The organism is Geothermobacter hydrogeniphilus (assembly GCF_002093115.1).
In the GTDB taxonomy this organism is placed as follows: domain Bacteria; phylum Desulfobacterota; class Desulfuromonadia; order Desulfuromonadales; family Geothermobacteraceae; genus Geothermobacter_A; species Geothermobacter_A hydrogeniphilus.
Genome location: NZ_NAAD01000010.1, coordinates 81586 through 102262 on the forward strand (window position 1 = coordinate 81586; position 20677 = coordinate 102262).

Here is a 20677-nt window from a genome sequence, read left to right on the forward strand (position 1 = left end):
AAATCAAGGCGCGGCCCGATGAGCGCGGAGACATAGCGGAAGCTATGTCGCACAAGCAAAGAGGGACGCAACGCAGAGTTGGCGGAAAAGCACCGCCCCTCGCAGCAAAAAAAAAGACGCGCCGGTCAGGAGGGAGAACGCGACGCGCCAATGGAGATGAAATCCAAGGATCTATGTCGGCCGACAACCGGCGAAGACGCCCCCTGATGGAACGGGACATCCACCGGCCTGTCGTTTGCGGCCATGCTTATCTATCGACAGGGGATGAAACAGACTTTAGGAGTTTCTCAAGGGACGGGAAAAAGACAAAAAAAAGACGCGCCGCTCAGAAGGGTTGTGACGCTGGTGACCAACTTCGAGGGGGACAGTCCCGCTTCGGGGACAGTCCCCGGCCTCCTCCCTCCCCCGGCCCAAGGGCGAGGGATTTTTCGTCAAATCAAGGCGCGGACTGATGAACGCGGAGACATAGCGGAAGCTATGTCGCACAAGCGAAGAAGGACGCAACGCAGAGTTGGCGGAAAAGACCCGCCCCTCGCAGACAAAAAAAGACGCGCCGCTCAGGAGGGTGAAGGCGACGCGTCAAACAGAAGGGTTGTGACGCTGGTGTTGCTATAGGTGGGTAAGGAAACGAGTTGGACACTCGCACCAGGAACCGCCTGCCACAACGGCTCCTGACTTGTGCTGAACTATATCGGCAATCCCGATCGGCAGCCACGTGTTTTCCCGTATTAGTTTTTCTGCGGATCTCCCCTTGGCGACTGTGCATTTGAACAGTCAGGTCACCGACGGGAAGAACCCTTGCCAGAAGCATATCCGCAAGTTATAAACTGAAGCCACTGCGTCCGAATCTTCCCTTCGGCAGGAGAAACCATGAACGAACCACTTCTGATCATTGGCTGCGGCGACATCGGTACCCGGGTCGCCCGTCTTGCCCTGGCAGCCGGGCAACAGGTCTTCGGTCTGGTGCGCAATGAGCAGAACGCTGAGAAACTTGCCGCGGCCGGTATCCAGCCCCTGCTGGCCGATCTTCGCGATCCGGACTCTCTCAACGATCTGCCGGTCGCCGGCAGCCGGGTTCTCTACGCGGCACCGCCGCCGGGCGGCGGGTTTGAGGACCCGAAGGTCCGGCATTTCTGCGAAGCGATACCGGCGGGGACGGAACCGTCCCGGATTGTCTATCTCAGCACCAGCGGCGTCTACGGCGACTGCGGCGACCGACCGGTCAATGAAGACACCCCGGCCAATCCGCAGACCGCGCGGGCCAGGCGCAGGTTTGACGCCGAAAAAACCATCCGCGGCTTCGCCCTGAGACACAATCTGCCGAGCATTATCCTGCGGGTCACGGGGATCTATGGCCCCTTTCGTTTCGCCCTGCACAGGATTCTCGAAAGGCACCCCCTGTTGCGCGAAGACCAGGCCAGCCTGACCAATCGCATCCATGCCGACGATCTCGCCAGAATCTGCCTGGCGGCCCTTGAAAAAGGTCGCGATGGCGATATTTTCAATGTCTGTGACGGACAGACCAGCACCATGACCCACTACTTCAATGCCGTTGCCGACGCCTTCGGCCTGCCCCGTCCACCGCAGATCGACCGGAACGAGGCACAGAAAGTGATGAACCCGCTGATGCTCTCCTACTTCCAGGAATCACGCCGCATGGACAACCGGCGAATGCTCGAACAGCTCGGGGTCCGGCTGCTCTACCCGACCCTGGAAGAAGGGCTGGCAGCTTCGGTGGCAGAAATGAAGCGGCTCGATCCCGATTTTTTCAAACGTCTGCAGGCCGAACCCTGACCCATGCAACGACAACTGATTCAAGGTAAAATCCGGTTCGCAGCCGGACGATAAGTTCAGATCCGTATCCAGACGATAGCAAACCACAACATACCGGGAACCAGAATGAACAGAATTATCATTATCGGCGGCGGCATCTCCGGCCTTTCAGCGGCCTACGCACTGCAACAACGGGCCGCACGGCAGGGACTGGAAATAACGATCACCCTCCTCGACAAGGACAACCGCGTCGGCGGTAAGATCCGGAGCATCCGTGATCAGGGATTTCTCTGTGAATGGGGACCGAACGGATTTCTCGACAACAAACCACACACCCTGGACCTCTGCGCCCAACTGGCCCTGAACGATCACCTGCTGCGTTCCAACGACAACGCCCGTAAACGCTTCATCTACAGTAACGCGCGACTGCACCAGCTGCCCGAATCAGGGGCGGCCTTTCTCAAATCAAAATTGATCAGCTGGCCGGGAAAAGTGCGCCTGGCCGGCGAGATCCTGATCCCGGCCAAAAAAGATGGCGAGGATGAGACCCTGGCTGATTTTTCCCGGCGCCGGCTCGGCGCCGAAGCCCTCGACAAACTGATCGCGCCGATGGTCTCCGGCATTTTTGCCGGTGACCCGGAGCAGATGAGCCTCGCCAGTTGTTTCCCTCGTATTCAACAACTGGAGCAGGAATATGGCGGGCTGCTGAAGGCAATGATCAGGCTGGCGAAAAAGAAGAAAGCCGAGCGCAAAGCCGGCAAGCAGGTGGCCAGTGCTGCCGGCCCGGGAGGCGTACTGACCTCTTTCAGCGAAGGCATCCAGGAGCTGACCGATGCGCTCGCCGAAGCCTTACAGGGTGACATCCGTTGTGACAGCGAAGTCACCGGCATCAGGAAAAAGAGCGACGGCTACCAGGTGCAACTCGGCAGCGGCGACTCTTTAGAGGCGGATATGGTGCTGTGTACCGCCCCCGCCTATGCTTTGGCCGGAATGACCCGGGAACTGCTGCCGGAACTGAAACCCGTCCTTGATGAAATTCCCTATGCGGTCATGAACGTCGTCTGCTTCGGCTACCAGCGGGATAAAATACCGCTCTCCCTCGACGGTTTCGGCTATCTCACCCCCCGCAGCGAGGGACGACACACCCTCGGCACCTTGTGGGATTCGAGTATCTTCCCCCGTCGCGCCCCGGAAGGGATGGTCATGCTGCGATCGATGCTGGGCGGTGCGACCAACCCGGAGGCCATCGACCTGCCCGAAAGCGAAATCATCCGTCAGGTCCGTGCCGACCTGAAACAGATCATGGCTATCGACGCCGAACCTGATTTTATCAGGATTTTCCGCCACCACCGGGCGATCCCGCAGTACCGGGTCGGGCATCAACGTCGACTGCAGGCGCTCGAAACCGCATTGCAGAACCGGCCCGGCCTGTTTGTCAGCGGCAACGCCTTTTTCGGCGTCGGTCTCAACGACTGTGTTGATGCCGGCAACCGGGTCGCGGAGAGAATCATCGACTTCGTGCGCAGCCGGAATAACTGAGCGGCCTCCATCACCGCTCTGCCGCCGCAATTGCGTGGGCTTTATCCTGAATCAGTGAGTTCCTGTTGGATGGAGAGTGCAAGTGCCTGGTCTGGAGGTTTTCAAGAATCTGAAGTATATATAAGTCGCTGGTGATTTTGGGGAAGATCAGGAAGATCAATGACTTGTGCTATCCACCGACAAGGGGCTCACTGATTCAGGGTTATCCCTGGAGGACATCATGACCGGGGTCAATTACCGTCGCCGACTGGAAAAACTGCTCGCCGCTGCCGATATTCTCATCGACGGCGACCGTCCCTGGGATCTCCGCGTTCACCATCCGGATCTGTTTCGTCGGATTCTGGCACAAGGATCCCTTGGTTTCGGTGAAGCCTACATGGACGGCTGGTGGGACTGTCCGGCCATCGACCAGATGATCTGCCGCGCCATGCGTGCCCGACTTGACCGCAGGCTGCACAGCCTGGCCCTCCTCGTCGACGCCCTGCGGGCGCGCCTTTCCAACCGCCAGTCACGGCGCCGCGCCTTCCAGGTGGGAAAACGGCACTATGATATCGGCAATGACCTCTATCGCCGCATGCTCGACGAGCGCATGATCTACAGCTGCGGTTACTGGCAGGACGCCGACACCCTTGACCGGGCGCAGGAGAACAAACTTGACCTGATCTGCCGCAAACTGCAGCTGGCCGAAGGACAGAAGGTTCTCGATATCGGCTGCGGCTGGGGCGGCACAGCACGCTACCTGGCGGAACGTCACGGCGTTGAAGTCACCGGGATCACGGTCTCCACCGCCCAGGCCGAACTGGCCCGGGAATACTGCCGGGATCTGCCGATCGAAATCCTGGTCCGGGACTACCGCGACCTCAAGGGTCGCTTCGACCGCATCCTTTCAGTCGGCATGTTCGAACATGTCGGCTACAAGAACTACGTGACCTACTTCCGCAAGGTGAGTGACCTGCTCACCGATGACGGTCTCTTCCTGCTGCACACCATTGCCGGCAACGAAACCACAGTGCGAACCGATCCCTGGATCGAACGCTACATCTTTCCCAACGGCATGCTCCCCTCGGCGTCCCAGGTCACCAAAGCATGGGAAGGGCTGCTGGTACTGGAGGACTGGCACAATTTCGGCCCCGACTATGACCGCACACTGATGGCCTGGCAGTCAAATTTCGAGGAGGCCTGGCCCGACCTGCGGAAGAGCTACGATGAACGGTTCCGGCGGATGTGGAACTACTACCTGCTGAGCAGCGCCGGGGCCTTCCGCGCCAGGGAAAACCAGGTCTGGCAGATCGTCCTGTCACGACAGGGCATCCCCGGCGGCTATCGGATAGCCCGTTGAACAGCGGGCAGGCTGCGGCAATCAGCCAACCTGGACAGTCGCTGCGGAGAGGGCCCGACTGACCTGCTCCCGCAATTCCACCAGGGTAAAGGGTTTCGGCACCAGGCCAATCACTCCGAACTCGTGCAGCGACTCGGCGATGTCCTGTTCAGCAGCAACCTGGCCGGTCAGAATCAGGGCCCGCGGAGGGTTGTCGAGCCCCAGGCCTTTCAGCCGGGCAAGAAAATCACGACCACTCATTTTCGGCATCTGCAGGTCAACCAGGATCAGATCCAGCGGCTTCTCACCGGCAATCCGCAGGGCTTCATTCCCGTCGTCGGTCGCTTCGATATTGTAGCCATCGTTACTCAGGACCTGGCAGACGATATCCCGCACCACCTGTTCATCATCAAGCAGCAGAATTCGACTCCGAACAATCGGCGGTGGAATTGTCACCGGCTCGCATTCTGAATCGTCATTCGCCGGAACCCGCGGCAGGGTCAGGGTGAAGCAACTTCCCTTTCCGGGAGTGCTTTCAACACTGAGACTGCCATGATGATTGACGGCAATGGTGTGGCAGACCGAAAGCCCAAGACCGCTGCCCTTGACCAGCGCCTGGTGGCTCTCGGGGGCGGCATGTTCTCCCTTGGTGGAAAAAAAGGGCGTGAAGATCCGCGGCAGATCTTCACGATCAATACCACAACCGCTGTCCTCGACCCGCACCCAGATCTCGTCACCATCCTCACCAGTACTGATGCTGATCCGCCTGGTCGGCTGCCCCAACAGGGCGTGACGGGCATTCAGCAGCAGGTTGAGAACCACCTGCCCGATCTGCACCCGATCAAACAGCAGCGGCGGCATGGGCTTGATCTCCTGCCGCAGCTCAATCCCGTCACTGATCATCTCGCCCTTGACCAGGGACAGGCTTTCCTCCACCACTTCGTGCAGCAGCGCTGGCACCATACGGGTCTGGTTGCGGTTGGATATCGACAGCAGGCTGCCGGTCAGTTCCTTGCTGCGCAGGGCCGCAGCACGTACCAGATCGAAAAAGGCGGCCGCCTGAGGCGGAAGATCCTTCTGCTGAAGACCCAGTTCGGCATATCCGAGAACCCCGGTGTTGATATTGTTGAATTCATGAGCAACCCCGCTGGTCAGGGTTCCGACCGCCGCCATCCGTTCAGCGGCAATCAGCATCTCCTCCTGACGTTTGCGGTCGCTGATATCCTCCACCAGGCCGTCAAGAAATTCCTCGTCTCCGCTGCGGTTGAGGGTCACATGCAGCAGCGACCAGTGAGGTTCACTGCGTCGCAGACTCAGCATCCGCACTTCCCAGTTGCGAACGCTGCCCTGTTCACGCAACAGCTCGATCAGCCGCCGGCGATCCTGCGGTTCGGCGTAGAAATCTTCGATCCGGTGGCGTTTCAGTTCCTCCAGATCCTTGCAACCGGCCATCCGCACAAGCTCCGGGTTGGCATTGACGATACGGCCGTCAAGCCGGGTACGGAAAACACCGACATTGAGATTCTCCACCAGGGAACGATACTGTTCCTCGGCCCGCTGCAGAAACAGCTCGGCATGCCGCCGGCCGAGGGTCTGGTCGGCAAGATCCTGCTGGATGCGTTCAAAACAACTGGCGGTTTCACTGATTTCAAGAAACCGGCTGGCGCTGATGGACGGAACATCCCCGGACACGGGTTCCTGATCACGGGTGGCATAACGTCTCAGCCCGAGAATCGGCCGGCTCAGAGAGGCTGCCAGCCAGCAGGCGAAAAGGCTGGCAAGCAGAGAGATGCCCAGGGCAACCAGGCGGGTTCGATGGCGGGAAGCCTTAAGCGCTCCGAGGTAGTCATCCTCGGGCATGTACATGCCGATCACCCATGGCCAGTGAGGATTTGGAAAGGGAGTGAACATGGCCAGGTAGGAAACACCGTCGTGACTGAACTTGGCATAACGCGCGCGACTGAGGTGCAGTTCCTTGTCCCCCGCCAGCGGCAGGCCGACAGCTGCCACCGCGGCCCGGCTGAGCGGATCGGAGAACTCGTCGATGGTGACCAGGCGCTTGCTGCTGCTCTCCCCCTGCTGATGGTGTTTGATCTGCTCAACGTCGTGGAAGGCAACCACTTCCCGATTGCGATTGAGCAACAGGGCCTGCCCGTGGCTGCCGATACGCAACTTGGCAATAAACGTCGAAAGCTGGTCGATCTCGATATCGACGCCGACCACACCCCGCAGGCTGCCGTCACGGCGATAGGAGGGCCCACTGATGGTCACTCCGGGGTTCTGCGAAGTATAGAAGATATAGGGATCGGTCCAGAAGATACCGCCACTGTCGATGGCCCCGCGATACCAGGGCCGCTGACGCGGATCATAACGATCGTCAGCGGCGGTTTCGGTGCCGACGGCGGCACCATCGGCATCCCACCAATCGAGACGGACCCGTCGGGACCCTGACTTGTCGAAGGTAATCTCCTTGGTCCGAAAACCTCCCGCCGACCTCTGGTTATTACGGCTGACGTAGTAAAACTCACCTTCGGGAGTTCCGAGATAGATACCGGCGATATCGGGATAGATTTTCAGCTGGTTGAGAAAATAGGCTTCGAGGGCGGGCAGGTTGTTCTGACCGAGAACCTTCGATTTGAGCAACCGCTTGGTCAGGTCGGCGGCCTTTTCGGCTTTACCGAGGTAGTTCTGGCTCTGCTCCATCGCGTAGGAGGCGATGCCGTCCATGATCAGGCGGGCATGATTTTCCAGTGTCTTTTCAGAACTGTAGCGGCCAAGCGAGGCCGTGATCAGATAGGTCCCCCAGATCACGACCAGGAAACTGACCAGCAGCGCACTGCGGATGGAAATTTTCACAACGCCCCCTCATGGCACGCTCGCCCCAAAAAGAAAACAATGTTCTATCGCAATTCTTAGTGGAATTACTGCGCCATGTCAACCGAAGAGGGCGTTCCTGGAAGGGAGGCGATAAAAATCATCGCTGTTTACGACGAAAAAGATCGGTTTTGAGGCTCGAAACCCGGTCAAGAAAGAGATAACCGTCGAGATGATCGATTTCATGCTGAATCGCCACCGCCTCAAAACCGCCCGCCCGAATCACTCTCCCGGTGCCACCCCGGTCATGGAACTGCACCAAAACTTCTTCGGCACGGGTCACGTTGCCGGTGTAGTCGGGGACGCTCATGCACCCTTCACGCATGGTCATGGATCCTTCCCGCTCAAGAATCTCGGGATTCACCATCACCAGGCAGCCATGGTTGTTCTTCCGACCCAGCTTGCTGCCGGAGACATCAACCACCACCACCCGCAGGGGCACCCCGATCTGCGGTGCGGCCACACCGACCGAATGACCTGCTTCGTACATAGTGTCAAGCAGATCCTGAATCAGGGGCCCAAGGTCCTGGCCTTCAGGAACCGTGTCACAGACCATTTTCAGCCGCGGATCGGGATAAAGCAGGATATCGCGAACCGCCATCGGTTACAGCTCCACCGGGTTGATGGCGCGAACCGAAATATCAACCTGCAGTTCCCCGGCAACTGCGGCCATCGCCTGCTCAAGGTCCTTGACCGACATTCCAGCCGGCAGCATCGCTTCCAGCATCATGACATACACCGGCCGCTGTTCGCTGCCGATCAGCTTGGTATTGAGATCAGTGATATTGATCTCGCGCTCACCGAGTTCGCGGGCGACCCGGTATACGATGCCCGGCTTGTCCGAACCATACACCGAAACCATGCACAGCTCACCCTGAAGATGCAGCCGGATCTCCCCCCCCGGCCGAAGCGTCCGCAGGAAAACCGAGAGGTTTTCCTCTTCGAGGGGGGCGAAATAGTGCAGCAGATCCTCACCGCTTTCTTCTTCCGGCTGGGAGATGATCAACAGCATGGCAAACTGACCGCCGAGGATCGAGCAGCTTGAGTCGGCGATATTGCACCCCCGGCGATAGAGGATTTCGGTCACCCGGGAAACGATGCCGGGGTGGTCACGACCAATGATGGTCAAGGCGTAATGATTCATGAAGCGTCCCTCCTGGGTGGCCGCAAACCGAAACAACGGAGTCCGGCACCGTTTGTGACGGGGGTACGAGGACGTCCCGGGATATCCCGAAGCCGGCCATCACCCCCGCGACTTTGTTTTGATCCTTTCCTTTTAACACGCACTGCCCGGGATTTCCAGCCTCCGGCAATCGTGCCCGGACAGGAATGTACAACCGCCCCGCTGAGCGGATATCGCCCCCTGCGAAAAAGGAAGGAACCGCCGGGAACCGGCAGCGGATCTGTTGTTCCGAAGGGAACGATGAGGGTGAACAGCCGACGGCTGTTTCCCTGAATCAGTGGATTCATGTCGGATGAGGCGTGTAAGTGCCTGGCCTGAATGCGGTTTTCAAAAATCTCGGGCGCACTCACAGGGTCGCCGGTGTTTTTTGGGAACTGCAGGCAGGTTCATCACTTGCGCGACTCGCCGGCAATGAATTCACGGATTCAGGGTGTCAACTGAGATGAACCGGATTGGAAAACTCTCGGACAACAACAGTGGCGGCCGAGCATTCAGGCAGACTGAATCCCATCTGATTTTCGAAATGGACCGAGGCCGACCACTTGATCCGGGTCGGATAGGCGGGAGCACGCCAGGGAAAGGAGATGCAGCAGTGGCCGTCATCGGCGTCAAGTTCGAAGGGGGCGTCGAATTCGTAACTGACGCCGCGGGCGGTTTCATCACCCCTGAGTAACAGGGTCCCCCGCGCCGGGCGCGAAGAAAAGTTGTTGACATGGACACAGAGATCCTGCCGGGAACGAACCACCAGCACTTCGGGAGCGTCAAGCCGCAACACGCTGGAGTTTTCCCGCGCGGTCCGCTGCTCTTCGCAACTGGCCCGGCGGACATTGCTGTCAATCAGCTTGCCCGCCAATGCGCCCTTGAGATATTCACCCAGCTGGTGTTCACGATCCATGCGGCCCCTCCTCGGGGAGGACTGGAAATAGTGCCATAACAGCCGATTTTGCACTAAATAAGCCAATTCGGCGGCAGGCCGCAAAAAACACTGAAGATCCCTCAGGTCGCGGCAGAATCCCCGGGGGCAGGACCGCCGACGGCAGGGACGTCGCTCTTCAGGTTGGTGATTTAACGGTACCGGATCAAGGCATTTTACTGACCGGCACCCTGCTGCTCCATTGTCGATGAGAATTCAAACCAGATAATCAGCAAGCAGCGCCGCCAGAACCAGCAACATGAAGAGATTCAACCGCATGAAAAACGGTGCCAGGCTGCCCCTCCGGGCCTGGCGCCAGAATCCATAGATCAGCCAGCTGCCGAGCGCCGGCAGCAACAGCCTGCCGGACAATCCCGACGTACCACCGCAAGCGGCCATCGCCAGGGCGGCGAAAGCGGCCGCCAGCGTCCAGGCCGAAATCACCCGCAGCACGCCCCTCTCGCTCAACCCGGCGGCAAAAACCGGCAGACCGGCGCGGGCGTAGTCGTCACGATACCTGAGCGCCAGCAACATGAAATGGGGAACCTGCCAGACAGCCAGCAGTCCGGACAACAGCAGCACCCGGCGGTCCAGCAGACCGCCCCCGGCTGAAACCCAGCCAATCAGCGGCGGCAGGGCGCCGCACAGGGCGCCGGGCAAAACCGCCAGGGACGTCAGGCGCTTGAGAGGTGTGTAGACTGCATTGTACCAAACCACCGCCAGCAGGCCGAGCCCCAGGGCGACCGGGCTGCCCGCAAGCAGCAGCAAGCCCGGCAGCAGCAAGCCGGCACAGAGCCGCAGGGCCGCGGGCACGGACAACCTGCCGGTGGCCAGCGGCCGGTCACGGGTTCGTTCCATCCGCGCGTCGAGACCCCGCTCCTGGACCTGATTGAGCAATGTACCGGCGACAGTGAGCAGGCCGACGGCAAGGACCGCCTGCAGCACCGTCCACGAGGATGCGCTTCCCGGGGCCAGCACCGCGCCGGTCAGGGTCGAGGCACAGACCATCAGCAGCAGTCGCGGCCGCAACAGCAACCGCCATTCGGCAAGAGAGAGATGACCGTTGTTGCTCGTTTTCCTGTTCATGCGATCCCCATGCAAGGGGTTACTCTGTGAGCCCTTCCAGCCATTCGAGAATCGCCTCGACCTCTTCGGGCCGCAGTTGCGGATAGGGAGGCATCACGGGCGGATAGCCTTCCACCACGTCGGCGGTCGGCTTCCGGATCGCGCGGGTCAGGTACGCCTCGTCGGCGATCAGGGTCCGACCTCCCTCCAGCCTGCGTTCACGACCGAAGAGCCCCTTGAAGCTCGGTCCGACCTTGCGGCTGCCGTCGAGCGAGTGACAGCCGAGGCAACCCTGCCTACGGGCGAGACCCGCCCCATCGAGGCCTGCTTCAGACTCTGCGCTTTCTCCGTTTTTCACGGGTTGTCCGATCCGCAGCAGGTAATCGATCATCTCTTCCACCTCCGGTCCGGTAATCTGGCCTGCATAGGAGGGCATGACCGGCGGGTAACCCTTGACCACTGCCACCCCCGGAGCGATCAACGATCGCCTGATGTAATCCCGATCACTGGTGATGACCCGCTCTTCACCATCTGCAATAACAGTCACCTGGCGACCGCCAAGCCCCTTGAAACTCGGGCCGACCAGGTTCGAACCGTCGAGGCTGTGACAACCGAGACAACCGTATCGGGCCAGCAGCGAGCGTCCTTTCTCCGTATTCTGAGAACCGCTCATACCAGCCAGCCACTCTTCGAATTCAGCCGGTGGCACCGCCTCCACGGTGGTATGCATGTCGGCGTGACCGACCCCGCAGTACTCGGCACAGAAAATGTCGTAGGAGCCCTGCTCATCGGCGACAAACCAGACATAGTTTTCCATGCCCGGCACGGTGTCGCGCTTGATGCGGAAGGCCGGGACGAAGAAGGCATGCAGCACATCCTTTGAGAGCAGCCTGACCTTGACCGGCCTGCCAACCGGAACATACAGCCGATCACTGTGCCTGCCGTTCGCATATTCAAAATCCCAGGACCACATCCGTGCCGTGGCCGTGACCTCCATGGCGTCCGGAGGAACCTGGCGCAGGGCCAGGTAACCGGCCCAGCCGTAGTAGAACATCGCCAGAACGATGATGGTCGGCACCACGATCCAGATGACTTCAAGGGTCAGATTACCGTCGCACTGCGAAGTCGGTTCCGGGCAGCGTGAACGCCGGTAACGGATGACGAACCAGATCATGGTCGCAGTGATGGCCAACAGGATCACCCCGGAAATCCCGAGAATAAACCAGAAGACGGGATCAACAGCGTCCTGAGTCGTGATCAGTGCCGGATTCACGTTGCGCGTTCCTTTGCTCTTAAAGTATCCCTTTAGGGGTCAACGGGCGGCATTCACCACTTTCTCCTGGCGAAATCCGTAATCAGGCCCGGGGTCATCCGGACGATCTTCCCCTGCCCCGGCTAGTACCCTGTAACTCATAGGATTTCGTCATATTGCGCCGGGATTTTCCGTGTCGACAAGGCGCGCTTTCCACTGCATAGCCGTAGCTATGAAGCGGTGAAGCGCAACGCAGCTGACGCGGAAAATAACCAGCAAGATGCGAAAGATTATGGGTTACATGGTACTAACGATACATCACATCAAAGAAGGTGAAGCCGATAAACGTCGCCAGGGTGATCAGGGCGATCATCAAAAACAGCTTGAACAGCCGGTTCTCGTACTTCATGTGCATAAAGAAGGAAATCACCAGCACCGACTTGCTGCAGGCGATCCCGAGGGCGGCCCATATATTCAGCATACCGAGATCAATGCGCGAAACCGCCACCGTCAGGATCGTCAGGGTCAGCAGTGCCGCCCAGACGATCACCAGGGTCGCATAGGGAACAATATGTCCCTTGTCGCCATCCGTCTCATCTCTCATCTCTCATCTCTCATCTCTCATCTCTCTCCGTCCCGGTCCTACAGAATCAGGTAATAAAGAGGGAAGATAAAAATCCAGATCAGGTCAACCAGGTGCCAGTAGAGCCCGGCATTCTCCAGGGTCACGTAATCGTCCGGATTGACCTTGCCTTTTTTGATCAGAATCAGCACCCAGATCATAACAAACATGCCGACCAGGACATGGATACCGTGCAGACCGGTTGAAAGGTAATAGATATTGAAAAAAACCTGCTCGCCGCCCGGCATTTCCTTCAAATGCTCCGAACTGGGATAGATGCCGTGCTGGATTTTGGCGCTCCACTCGAAAAATTTGTTGACCAGGAACCAGAGCGCCATGATGACGGTCACCCCGACCAGGTTCGCCGCCTGTTTCACCCGGCCGCGCTGCAGGGCGGTAATCGCCATCGCCACGCTCAGGCTGCTGGTCAGCAGCACCAGGGTGTTACCGCCGCCGAACCAGACATTGAGCTGATCGCCGCCGAGTTTGAAACCTTCGGGATAGCGTTGCAGGTAGACCGCGTAGAGGATGAAAAGCCCGCCGAACAGCAACACCTCGGTAAACAGAAACAGCCACATGCCGAGCTTGGCGCCGAGATAATCCTTCGGATGGGCGGCATGGTTCTCGGGCGTCGAATCGTTCATCTACAGTCCCGCTTTCTTGAAGTCATAGGGTCCGTGAGTCACTTCCGGTTCGGTGACAAAATTTTCCAGCGGTGGCGGCGACGAAGTCTGCCATTCGAGGCTTGCCCCGCCCCAGGGGTTGTCACCGGCCGCCTCACCCTTGAACAGGCCGCGGAAGATATTGACGAAGGTGATGATCAATCCGCACGCCAGGATCCAGGAGCCGATGGTCGCCAGCTGGTTCCAGAAGGTGAATTTCGGCAGGTAGTCATAGTAGCGACGCGGCATCCCCTCCATGCCGACAATCATCATCGACATGTAAAGGACGATGAAGCCGAAGGTCATCAGCGCCCACCCCCAGACCGCCGCCTTCTTGTTGTACATCCGGCCATAGATTTTCGGCAGCCAGTAGTGCATGGCGGCAAAATAGGCAAAGCCGGTGCCGCCGAACATCACGAAATGGAAGTGACCGACGACGAAATAGGTGTCGTGAACATGCACATCGGTCGCTGCCGCCCCGAGAACCAGGCCTGTCAGCCCGCCGATAGAGAAGAGGAAGATGAACGACAGGGCGAACAGCAACGGCGGATCAAGGGAGATCGATCCCTTGTAAAGCGTCGCCACCCAGTTGAAGACCTTGACCGCCGAGGGAATCGCCACCAGAAAGGTCAACAGCGAAAAAACCAGCACCGCGGTGTCGGACATGCCGCTGGTGGTCATGTGGTGCGCCCAGACCACCGAACCGGCGCCGGCAATCGCCAGCGAGGAGATGGCGATCGCCTTGTAGCCGAACACCGGCTTGCGGGCAAAGACCGGGATGATGTCGGTAATCACCCCCATCCCCGGCAGAATCATGATATAGACCGCCGGGTGGGAATAGATCCAGAACAGGTGCTGGTACATGATCGGGTCACCGCCGCGGGTCGGATCGAACAGCCCGCTGCCGACAACCCGTTCGGCGAAAATCAGCAGCACGGTGATACCGAGCACCGGGGTCGCCAGCACCTGCACCCAGGCGGTGGCGTAGAGCGACCAGGTGAACAGCGGGATACGCCACCAGGTCATCCCCGGAGCCCGCATGCGGTGAATGGTGACCAGGAAATTGAGGCCGGTCAGGATCCCGGAAAAACCGATGATGAACACCGCCACCGTCGCCAGCGAAACGTTGGTGGTGGTCCGCACCGAAAAGGGCACGTAAAAGGTCCAGCCGGTATCCGGCGCCCCGCCGGCGGTGAACAGCGAAGTCAGCGCCAGAATCGCGCCGATGGCGTAGAGCCACCAGGAAAGCAGGTTCAGGCGTGGAAAAGCGACATCCTCGGCACCGATCTGGATCGGCATCACCAGGTTGCCGAAAGCCGCCGGAATCCCCGGAATGATGAACAGAAAAATCATCACCACCCCGTGCAGGGTAAAGAGCGCGTTGTACTGTTGCGGGGTGAAAAAATCAGCCCCCGGAGCGAAAAGCTCCAGCCGCAGAGCCAGTCCGAGCAGCGCTCCGACACAGAAAAAGAGCAGAGTCGAATAGAAGTAGAGCAGTCCGATCCGTTTGTGATCCGTGGAAAAGACCCACGCACCGATGCCGCGCCGCCCTCCCGGGGCCTCCCAGAAGCCGCGCGGCTGGGAAGATGAAGCCGTCTGATTCATAGATCCCTCAGGGTTTCCTGCGCCGTTTGCGCCCACCGAATACCAGCACGGCAAACAGGCCGACGGCACTGAGCGTCACGACGATGCCGGTAACACGCAGGATATTGAAAACATAGCCCCGCTGCTCGGGGTCGTAGCTGTAGCAGAAACTGGCCAGGCGACTGATGGTGCTGCCGAGCCTGCCATCAGAGGCTTCCATCAGGGAAAGCGTCAGATCGGTCGGCAGAAAGCGGGTGCCCTCCAGGTAGCGGACGATCCGGCCATCCGCTGAGAGGACCGCCACCGCCACCGGGTGGACGAATTCCGCGCCATCCTGGTAATAACGGTAACCGATGGCGTCGGTCAGGCGGGCAATCGCCTCCCGGCTGCCGGTCAGGAAACTCCAGTTGTCCATCGGAAAACCGCCTTTCACCGCGGCCCGGTAGATTTTCTTGCTGCCGCGCGCCAGTGCCGGAGTCTCCGTCGGATCGAAACTGAAGGAAATCACCCGGATCCGCGACTTCAGATCTTCGTTGAGGCGCGGCAGGGTCTGCGCCAGGCCGCTCTGCAGGACGTTGCAGACGTTGCTGCAGCGGAAATAGACCGGGGCCAGCAGGGTCGGACGATCGACCAGATCGCCGAGCCGCACCTTGCGACCGAGTTCATCGGTGAATTCCAGGTCCGCCGGGATCCGGTCACCGAGTTTCTCGTCCAACCCGACCTTCGGCGGCATTTTCGGCGCCACGCCGTCATCCGCCCCCGCGGAGAGACCGGACAACAGCAGACAGACGACAATCAGGCAGCGCAGACCAAGCATAGTAAGGATAAGCATACCGTGCCCCGGTTGATCTGCAACTGCCGGGAATCTTTACCCGAATGACTGTCCATCAACTCTTCCGTCAATTGAAGACTGTTTTTGTTATTTTTTCTTGCAATCTCCCGCCAGCGTGATAAATCATAGTTCTGAATCGGTAAACTCATCATCCGGCATGAACCTATGCAGATTCAGCACGGAAAATGAGCATCACCGAAAACCCACATTATCCATCAAGGAGGAACACCCGTCATGAGCGAAGAAAGAAGCCTCTTCTGCCAGGTCAACAAGGCCAAGGACAGCAACAACATGACCGACCTGGAGAAGAAACATACCCCGGTGATCAGCGTCCCGGCCGAGATCAGGGCCGGCGAAACCGTCGAGGTGACGGTTGAGGTCGGCAAGCTGCTGGCCCATCCCAACGAGCCGGGGCACTTCATCGAGTGGATCGACCTCTACGCCAACTGGGTTTTCCTGGCCCGTATCGACCTGAGCGCGGTCACCACCCAGCCGACCCTGAAGATTCCGGTCACCATCCCGCACGGCATCGAGAACCTCACCCTGCGTGCCTTTGAACGCTGCAACCTGCACGGCGTCTGGGAAGGTACCGTCGACGTCAAGGTCGCCTGAACCCCGGATCGATCACACCGGCCGCGGATGGTCACCCGTCCGCGGCCCCATACCGTCCCATCCTGCTTGTCGGCACTCTCCGCTTCTGCTAGCATGCTCCCACCATGAATGAACTCGTACAACGACTCATCGAACTCGAGATCCGCTCAACTCACCAGGAACGGATGATCGAGGAACTGAACGAAGTGGTTGCCGCCGAAGACCGCCGGATCGCCGAACTGAAACGCGAGGTCAAGGTTCTGCAACAGGCCCTGCAGCGGCTGCAGCCCGAGCTGACCCCCTCGCCAGACGAATAGCCATGCACGACTATTCCAATCTGCGTCGCGTCCTGCTGGAAGTGCTGGTGATCGTCACGCTGGGTGTGGTCATGGGCCTGAGCGCCAACCTGAAACTGGTGATGCAGGTGCTGCGGGGCTCCCCACCGACCATCCACGTCAGTGACGCCACCGTCCCCACCGGAGACAACACGCCACGACCGATCGACCTGGCAAGCCTGCGCCGGGGCATCGAAAACAGCTCACTGCTGCTGATCGATGCCCGCATCAGCGAACTCTATGCCGCGGGGCATCTGCCCGGCGCCATTTCTCTGCCGCTGGACGAAATCGAAAGCCGGCTGTCGGCCTTCCAGCAACGGATACCCGGCGACCGTTCCCTGGCGATCTACTGCAACGGTTACGGCTGTCCCGACTCCTTCGACCTGGCTGTCAAGCTGCTGGCGGCTGGTTACCGGGATGTTCAGGTCTACGAAGGGGGATTCCCGGAGTGGCGGGACGCCGGGCTGCCGGTGGTGACGGAGAAGACGCCATGAACAGGCTGCTCAAATACCTGTATCACGGCAGCCGGTTGCTGCTGGGAGGTCTGTTCCTGTTCGCCGGGTTCATCAAGGCGCAGGACGTGGTCGCCTTCGCCGGCAATATCGCCGCCTACCAGCTGTTGCCCTACCAACTCAACTACCTGCTGGCGGCCTGCCTGCCCTACATCGAGATCATCGCCGGGGTGCTGCTGCTGACCGGCCAACGGGTTCGACCGGCCGCCCTGCTCTGCGGGCTGCTGACCCTGGTTTTCATCGCGGCGCTGCTGTCAGCCTGGCTGCGCGGTCTCGACATCAGCTGCGGCTGCTTCAGCCAGGACGCGAAAACCGGCATCGGCGAGGCCCTGCTGCGCGATTTCGGGCTGCTGATCCTGGCCCACTTCAGCTTTCACCTGCGCAACCGTTTCACCACGCCCCGCGCGAGCCGCTGACATGGAATCCTGGCAACAAAGCCTGCGTGCGGCCATCACCTCGCCGCAACAGCTGGCCGATCGCTTCGCCATCGACCCGCGCCCGCTGGAAGCGGTCTGCGTCCGCTATCCGTTGCGCATTACCCCCTATTACGCCGGGCTGATCCGCGAGGTCGGTGATCCGATCTGGCGCCAGTGCGTTCCCGATCCGGCGGAACGGGACGACGCCGGGCTGCCGACCGACCCCCTGGCCGAGGAAGCGCATTCGCCGGTCCCGGCCCTGGTGCATCGTTATCCCGACCGCGGGCTGCTGCTGGCCGGCAACAGCTGTGCCGGCTACTGCCGTTTCTGCACCCGTAAACGACGGATCGGCCGCCCCGAGTTCAATATCAGTTTCACCGAACTGCAGCAGGGCATCGCCACCATTGCCGCCACTCCGCAAATCCGCGATGTCCTGATCTCGGGCGGCGACCCGCTGCTGTTGAATGATGCCATGCTGCAGGAACTGCTCGGCCGGCTCAGGGCGATCCCGCATGTCGAGATCATCCGCATCGGCAGCCGGATCCCGGTGGTGCTGCCGGAGCGGGTCACACCGTCACTGTGCCGAATTCTCCGGCAGCATCCGCCGCTCTACCTCAACACCCACTTCAACCACCCGCGGGAGCTGACCGAGCAGAGCTGGCAGGCCTGCGCCCGGCTGGCCGAGGCCGGGGTGGTACTCGGCAACCAGACGGTGCTGCTGCGCGGCGTCAACGACGATCTCGAAACCCTGCTGGAGCTCAACCGCAACCTGCTGCAGATGCGGGTGCGCCCCTACTACCTGCACCAGATGGACCTGACCGCCGGTACCGGGCACTTCCGGGTGCGGGTGGAAAAAGGACGCGAACTGGTCGCCGGCCTGCGCGGCCGCATCACCGGCATGGGCATCCCGCAGTACGTCATCGACCTTCCCGGCGGCAAGGGCAAGGTGCCGGTCAACGGCGACTATGTCGAAACATGGGGGGATGAACTGGTCTTGCGGGCACCGGACGGCACGAAGGTGGTGTATCGGCAAACATAGCCCGGTACGGACACTTGGCCGCTAGGATAATTTCAACGCAGAGATGGAGAGAGACAGAGGCGGAGAGAAAAAATTCAATCTTTTGATTTATACCTGAATCAGTGGGTTTATGCCGGATGAAGCGTGCAAGTGCTTGGTCTGAATGCGCTTTTCAAAAATCTGAGGCGCACCCATAGGTTCGCCGGGGATTTTCGGGAAGTGCAGGCAGGTCAATGACTTGTGCTGCCCACCGACAGGGAACTCACAGGGAACTCACTGATTCAGGATAGCGCATAGACAGACACAAACCTGGTTGCGTGCGGACCAAGACTGCATTAACCATCGCCAACTTCATTGACTTTTCATCATAAATTGACGATATCATAAGCAGCTCATCCACCATGTGTGGAAGGAGTTACGAAGCCGTCCTTCGAGGCGGCTTCAGCCTTTTCAGTCGTTGTTTCGGCGGTATTTTTCATATTCCCTTTGCCATTTGCCGATCAACACCACCCATCAGACATCAGTCAAACAAATCAAAAATCACAACTGCCTGAAGTTACAGGTTGTTTAGTCATGGCAGGCTATTTTCAGGCCTCTTCAGTCAAACAACGGTCAAACAATTTGAATCGATCATCAGGCCCACCACGGTAGATATTTTCGGGCTTTGCTCCCCACGGTTTCGTCATGGCAACGTATCAGCCCGCCCTCAATGGTATCCCTGATGATCCTTGATGCCATCGAGCTGTTTTTATTCTCGATCCCGAATCGTTCTCGCAAGGTGGTATTGGTCATGAAGTCGCGCTGTACATGGCACAGATAGACGCAAACCTGGTTGCGTGCAAGCCTAGACTGCGTTAACCATCGACAATTTTGTTGACTTTTTATCATAAACGACCGATATTTTAAGTAGCTCATCTACCATGTGTGGAAGGAGTTACGAGACCGTCCCCCGGGGCGGTTTCAGCCTTTCTGGGGTCTGTTTTTCCAATAGGCCTCATATTCCTTTCTCAATTTTCTTCTGGTATGTTCCCGAGTAATCAGAAAAGCCGTCCAAGGAAGCAAAAAGCCTTTCCTGTCGGCCAGCACCACAATGTAGTCCTCATCTTCCAGCCAGATGTGAATACGGTTTTCATTGCGCTTCACGGAAACCCACCATTTCACTTTCGGAGCTTCGTTATGCTCAATGACAGGGCGTGGCCAGCGAATGCGCTCACAACGTCTGAAGTCGGGAGTCCGGCTTGCTTCGTCCTTCCCTTCAGAGATCATATGCCAGAAGGTCGCTTCCTTGCCATGAGTCAACGGGTGGCGTTTTAAACCGAGTCGCTTGCCCTGAAATACCGGTTTGCTGTCGATAAAATCCTGCTTGAACCAGCCATAAAGAGCATTAAGGTAACGATCCCAGTCCCCGTCGTAATCTCTGAACAGGACCAGCGGCGGCAGCCAGTCGGTTGCCTCATTCATCCCTGCACCTCCGCCGCGTGCCAGCGGAAGATATTCATTTTTTCTTCACGCAGCAGGGTGGTTCTGGTCAGGTCGTAGCCAGAGCGCCGCCGTATCCGGTCGATGATCGCCATTTTTCCGGCATTCCCTTCGAGACCCCGGGTCAGATAGGCAATTGCGCCAATAAGCAAGTCGGCCAGTTGCAACTGCTCGATCTCGTGAGAGTGGACCAGTTGCAATCGCTCAATCACCTGCCGGGAAAAGTCATAACGATCATTGCAAAGAACCTCGTGCAGTTTGGCCGTCTTTCGTGCGCCGCGTGTGTCCTTGATGTCGAGGTAAATGCGATAACGGGCAGCGGGCCGGAAGATGACTTTGAGCATGTCGAAGTACATTTTGTAATACCAGTTGTCATGATCCTGACCGGGGAAGGCATCGTGGCGCAGCAGCGTCTTGTCGGGCACGATCAAAGCACGAAAGTTCAGGTCGTCATCATCAAAGAAATAATCAACCAGATCCAAGTAAAGTGCTTTGCCGGCAGGCGAAACCTTGGTCCACTTCACTTCAAAATGCGGAGATAGTCCGTGCTTCTGTTTGATCTCCCGTAGGCGGACGGCTATTTCCCGGGTCTTGTCCAGCGGACACCAGACTGCACCTAGTACCATGGTTCTCTGGTGGTCGTTTTCCAGATGGCAGGATTCATCGCAGTAGACGTTGAAAGTTTCACTCATTGCAGTTCCCTTTTATT

Annotated in this window: 20 protein-coding genes; 8 read left to right on the forward strand and 12 right to left on the reverse strand. The window is 59.0% G+C overall.

Annotation, left to right across the window (positions count from 1 at the left end):
• Nucleotides 1–870: 870 nt before the first annotated feature.
• From B5V00_RS09190 to cfa, 3 genes are all read left to right on the forward strand, one after another.
• Nucleotides 871–1794 carry an SDR family oxidoreductase gene (locus B5V00_RS09190; RefSeq protein ID WP_085010487.1) on the forward strand — a complete coding sequence of 308 codons (924 nt, stop codon included), beginning with the start codon at nt 871–873 and terminating at the stop codon, nt 1792–1794.
• A gap of 105 nt (nt 1795–1899) precedes the next feature.
• Nucleotides 1900–3312, forward strand: coding sequence for a protoporphyrinogen oxidase (gene hemG / locus B5V00_RS09195; RefSeq protein ID WP_085010488.1), 1413 nt, complete (start codon nt 1900–1902; stop codon nt 3310–3312).
• Nucleotides 3313–3532: 220 nt separating this feature from the next.
• A complete protein-coding gene (gene cfa, locus B5V00_RS09200) occupies nt 3533–4651 on the forward strand; it encodes a cyclopropane fatty acyl phospholipid synthase (RefSeq protein WP_085010489.1) in 1119 nt (372 codons plus the stop codon).
• 21 nt (nt 4652–4672) lie between these two features.
• On the opposite strand, the gene B5V00_RS09205 is transcribed toward cfa, so the two are convergent.
• From B5V00_RS09205 to B5V00_RS09250, 10 genes are all read right to left on the reverse strand, one after another.
• A complete protein-coding gene (locus tag B5V00_RS09205; RefSeq protein ID WP_085010490.1) occupies nt 4673–7486 on the reverse strand; it encodes a hybrid sensor histidine kinase/response regulator in 2814 nt (937 codons plus the stop codon).
• A 118-nt stretch (nt 7487–7604) separates the two neighbouring features.
• Entirely contained in the window at nt 7605–8105 is a 501-nt protein-coding gene (def, locus tag B5V00_RS09210) for a peptide deformylase (protein WP_085010491.1), read from the reverse strand.
• A 3-nt stretch (nt 8106–8108) separates the two neighbouring features.
• A complete protein-coding gene (locus B5V00_RS09215) occupies nt 8109–8648 on the reverse strand; it encodes a glycine cleavage system transcriptional repressor (protein ID WP_085010492.1) in 540 nt (179 codons plus the stop codon).
• Between the two features lie 472 nt (nt 8649–9120).
• Nucleotides 9121–9582: a hypothetical protein gene (locus tag B5V00_RS09220; protein WP_085010493.1), complete on the reverse strand. Its 462-nt coding sequence runs from the start codon at nt 9580–9582 to the stop codon at nt 9121–9123.
• Between the two features lie 234 nt (nt 9583–9816).
• On the reverse strand, nt 9817–10686 hold the full coding sequence (locus B5V00_RS09225; protein ID WP_085010494.1) for a protoheme IX farnesyltransferase: 870 nt from the start codon (nt 10684–10686) through the stop codon (nt 9817–9819).
• Nucleotides 10687–10705: 19 nt separating this feature from the next.
• Nucleotides 10706–11938, reverse strand: coding sequence for a cytochrome c oxidase subunit II (coxB, locus tag B5V00_RS09230; protein WP_085010495.1), 1233 nt, complete (start codon nt 11936–11938; stop codon nt 10706–10708).
• A 286-nt stretch (nt 11939–12224) separates the two neighbouring features.
• Nucleotides 12225–12521 carry a cytochrome C oxidase subunit IV family protein gene (locus B5V00_RS09235; protein ID WP_085010496.1) on the reverse strand — a complete coding sequence of 99 codons (297 nt, stop codon included), beginning with the start codon at nt 12519–12521 and terminating at the stop codon, nt 12225–12227.
• A gap of 38 nt (nt 12522–12559) precedes the next feature.
• Entirely contained in the window at nt 12560–13183 is a 624-nt protein-coding gene (locus B5V00_RS09240) for a cytochrome c oxidase subunit 3 family protein (protein WP_085010497.1), read from the reverse strand.
• On the reverse strand, nt 13184–14806 hold the full coding sequence (locus B5V00_RS09245) for a cytochrome c oxidase subunit I (protein ID WP_085010498.1): 1623 nt from the start codon (nt 14804–14806) through the stop codon (nt 13184–13186).
• Between the two features lie 7 nt (nt 14807–14813).
• Nucleotides 14814–15617 (reverse strand): SCO family protein, encoded by an 804-nt coding sequence (locus B5V00_RS09250; protein ID WP_139800717.1) that lies wholly within the window; start codon nt 15615–15617, stop codon nt 14814–14816.
• 234 nt (nt 15618–15851) lie between these two features.
• Between B5V00_RS09250 and B5V00_RS09255 the strand changes: the two genes are divergently transcribed.
• From B5V00_RS09255 to B5V00_RS09275, 5 genes are all read left to right on the forward strand, one after another.
• A complete protein-coding gene (locus B5V00_RS09255; protein ID WP_085010500.1) occupies nt 15852–16229 on the forward strand; it encodes a desulfoferrodoxin family protein in 378 nt (125 codons plus the stop codon).
• A gap of 104 nt (nt 16230–16333) precedes the next feature.
• A complete protein-coding gene (locus B5V00_RS09260) occupies nt 16334–16525 on the forward strand; it encodes a SlyX family protein (RefSeq protein ID WP_085010501.1) in 192 nt (63 codons plus the stop codon).
• A gap of 2 nt (nt 16526–16527) precedes the next feature.
• On the forward strand, nt 16528–17037 hold the full coding sequence (locus tag B5V00_RS09265) for a rhodanese-like domain-containing protein (RefSeq protein WP_085010502.1): 510 nt from the start codon (nt 16528–16530) through the stop codon (nt 17035–17037).
• A complete protein-coding gene (locus B5V00_RS09270) occupies nt 17034–17471 on the forward strand; it encodes a MauE/DoxX family redox-associated membrane protein (RefSeq protein ID WP_085010503.1) in 438 nt (145 codons plus the stop codon). Before B5V00_RS09265 ends, B5V00_RS09270 begins: the two co-directional genes overlap by 4 nt.
• A gap of 1 nt (nt 17472) precedes the next feature.
• Nucleotides 17473–18510, forward strand: coding sequence for a KamA family radical SAM protein (locus B5V00_RS09275; protein ID WP_085010504.1), 1038 nt, complete (start codon nt 17473–17475; stop codon nt 18508–18510).
• 939 nt (nt 18511–19449) lie between these two features.
• On the opposite strand, the gene B5V00_RS09285 is transcribed toward B5V00_RS09275, so the two are convergent.
• Complete coding sequence (locus B5V00_RS09285) at nt 19450–19950, reverse strand: hypothetical protein (protein ID WP_085010505.1); 501 nt, start codon at nt 19948–19950, stop codon at nt 19450–19452.
• Nucleotides 19947–20660 (reverse strand): DUF3800 domain-containing protein, encoded by a 714-nt coding sequence (locus B5V00_RS09290; protein ID WP_085010506.1) that lies wholly within the window; start codon nt 20658–20660, stop codon nt 19947–19949. The genes B5V00_RS09285 and B5V00_RS09290 overlap by 4 nt, the downstream gene beginning before the upstream one ends.
• Between the last annotated feature and the right edge of the window lie 17 nt (nt 20661–20677).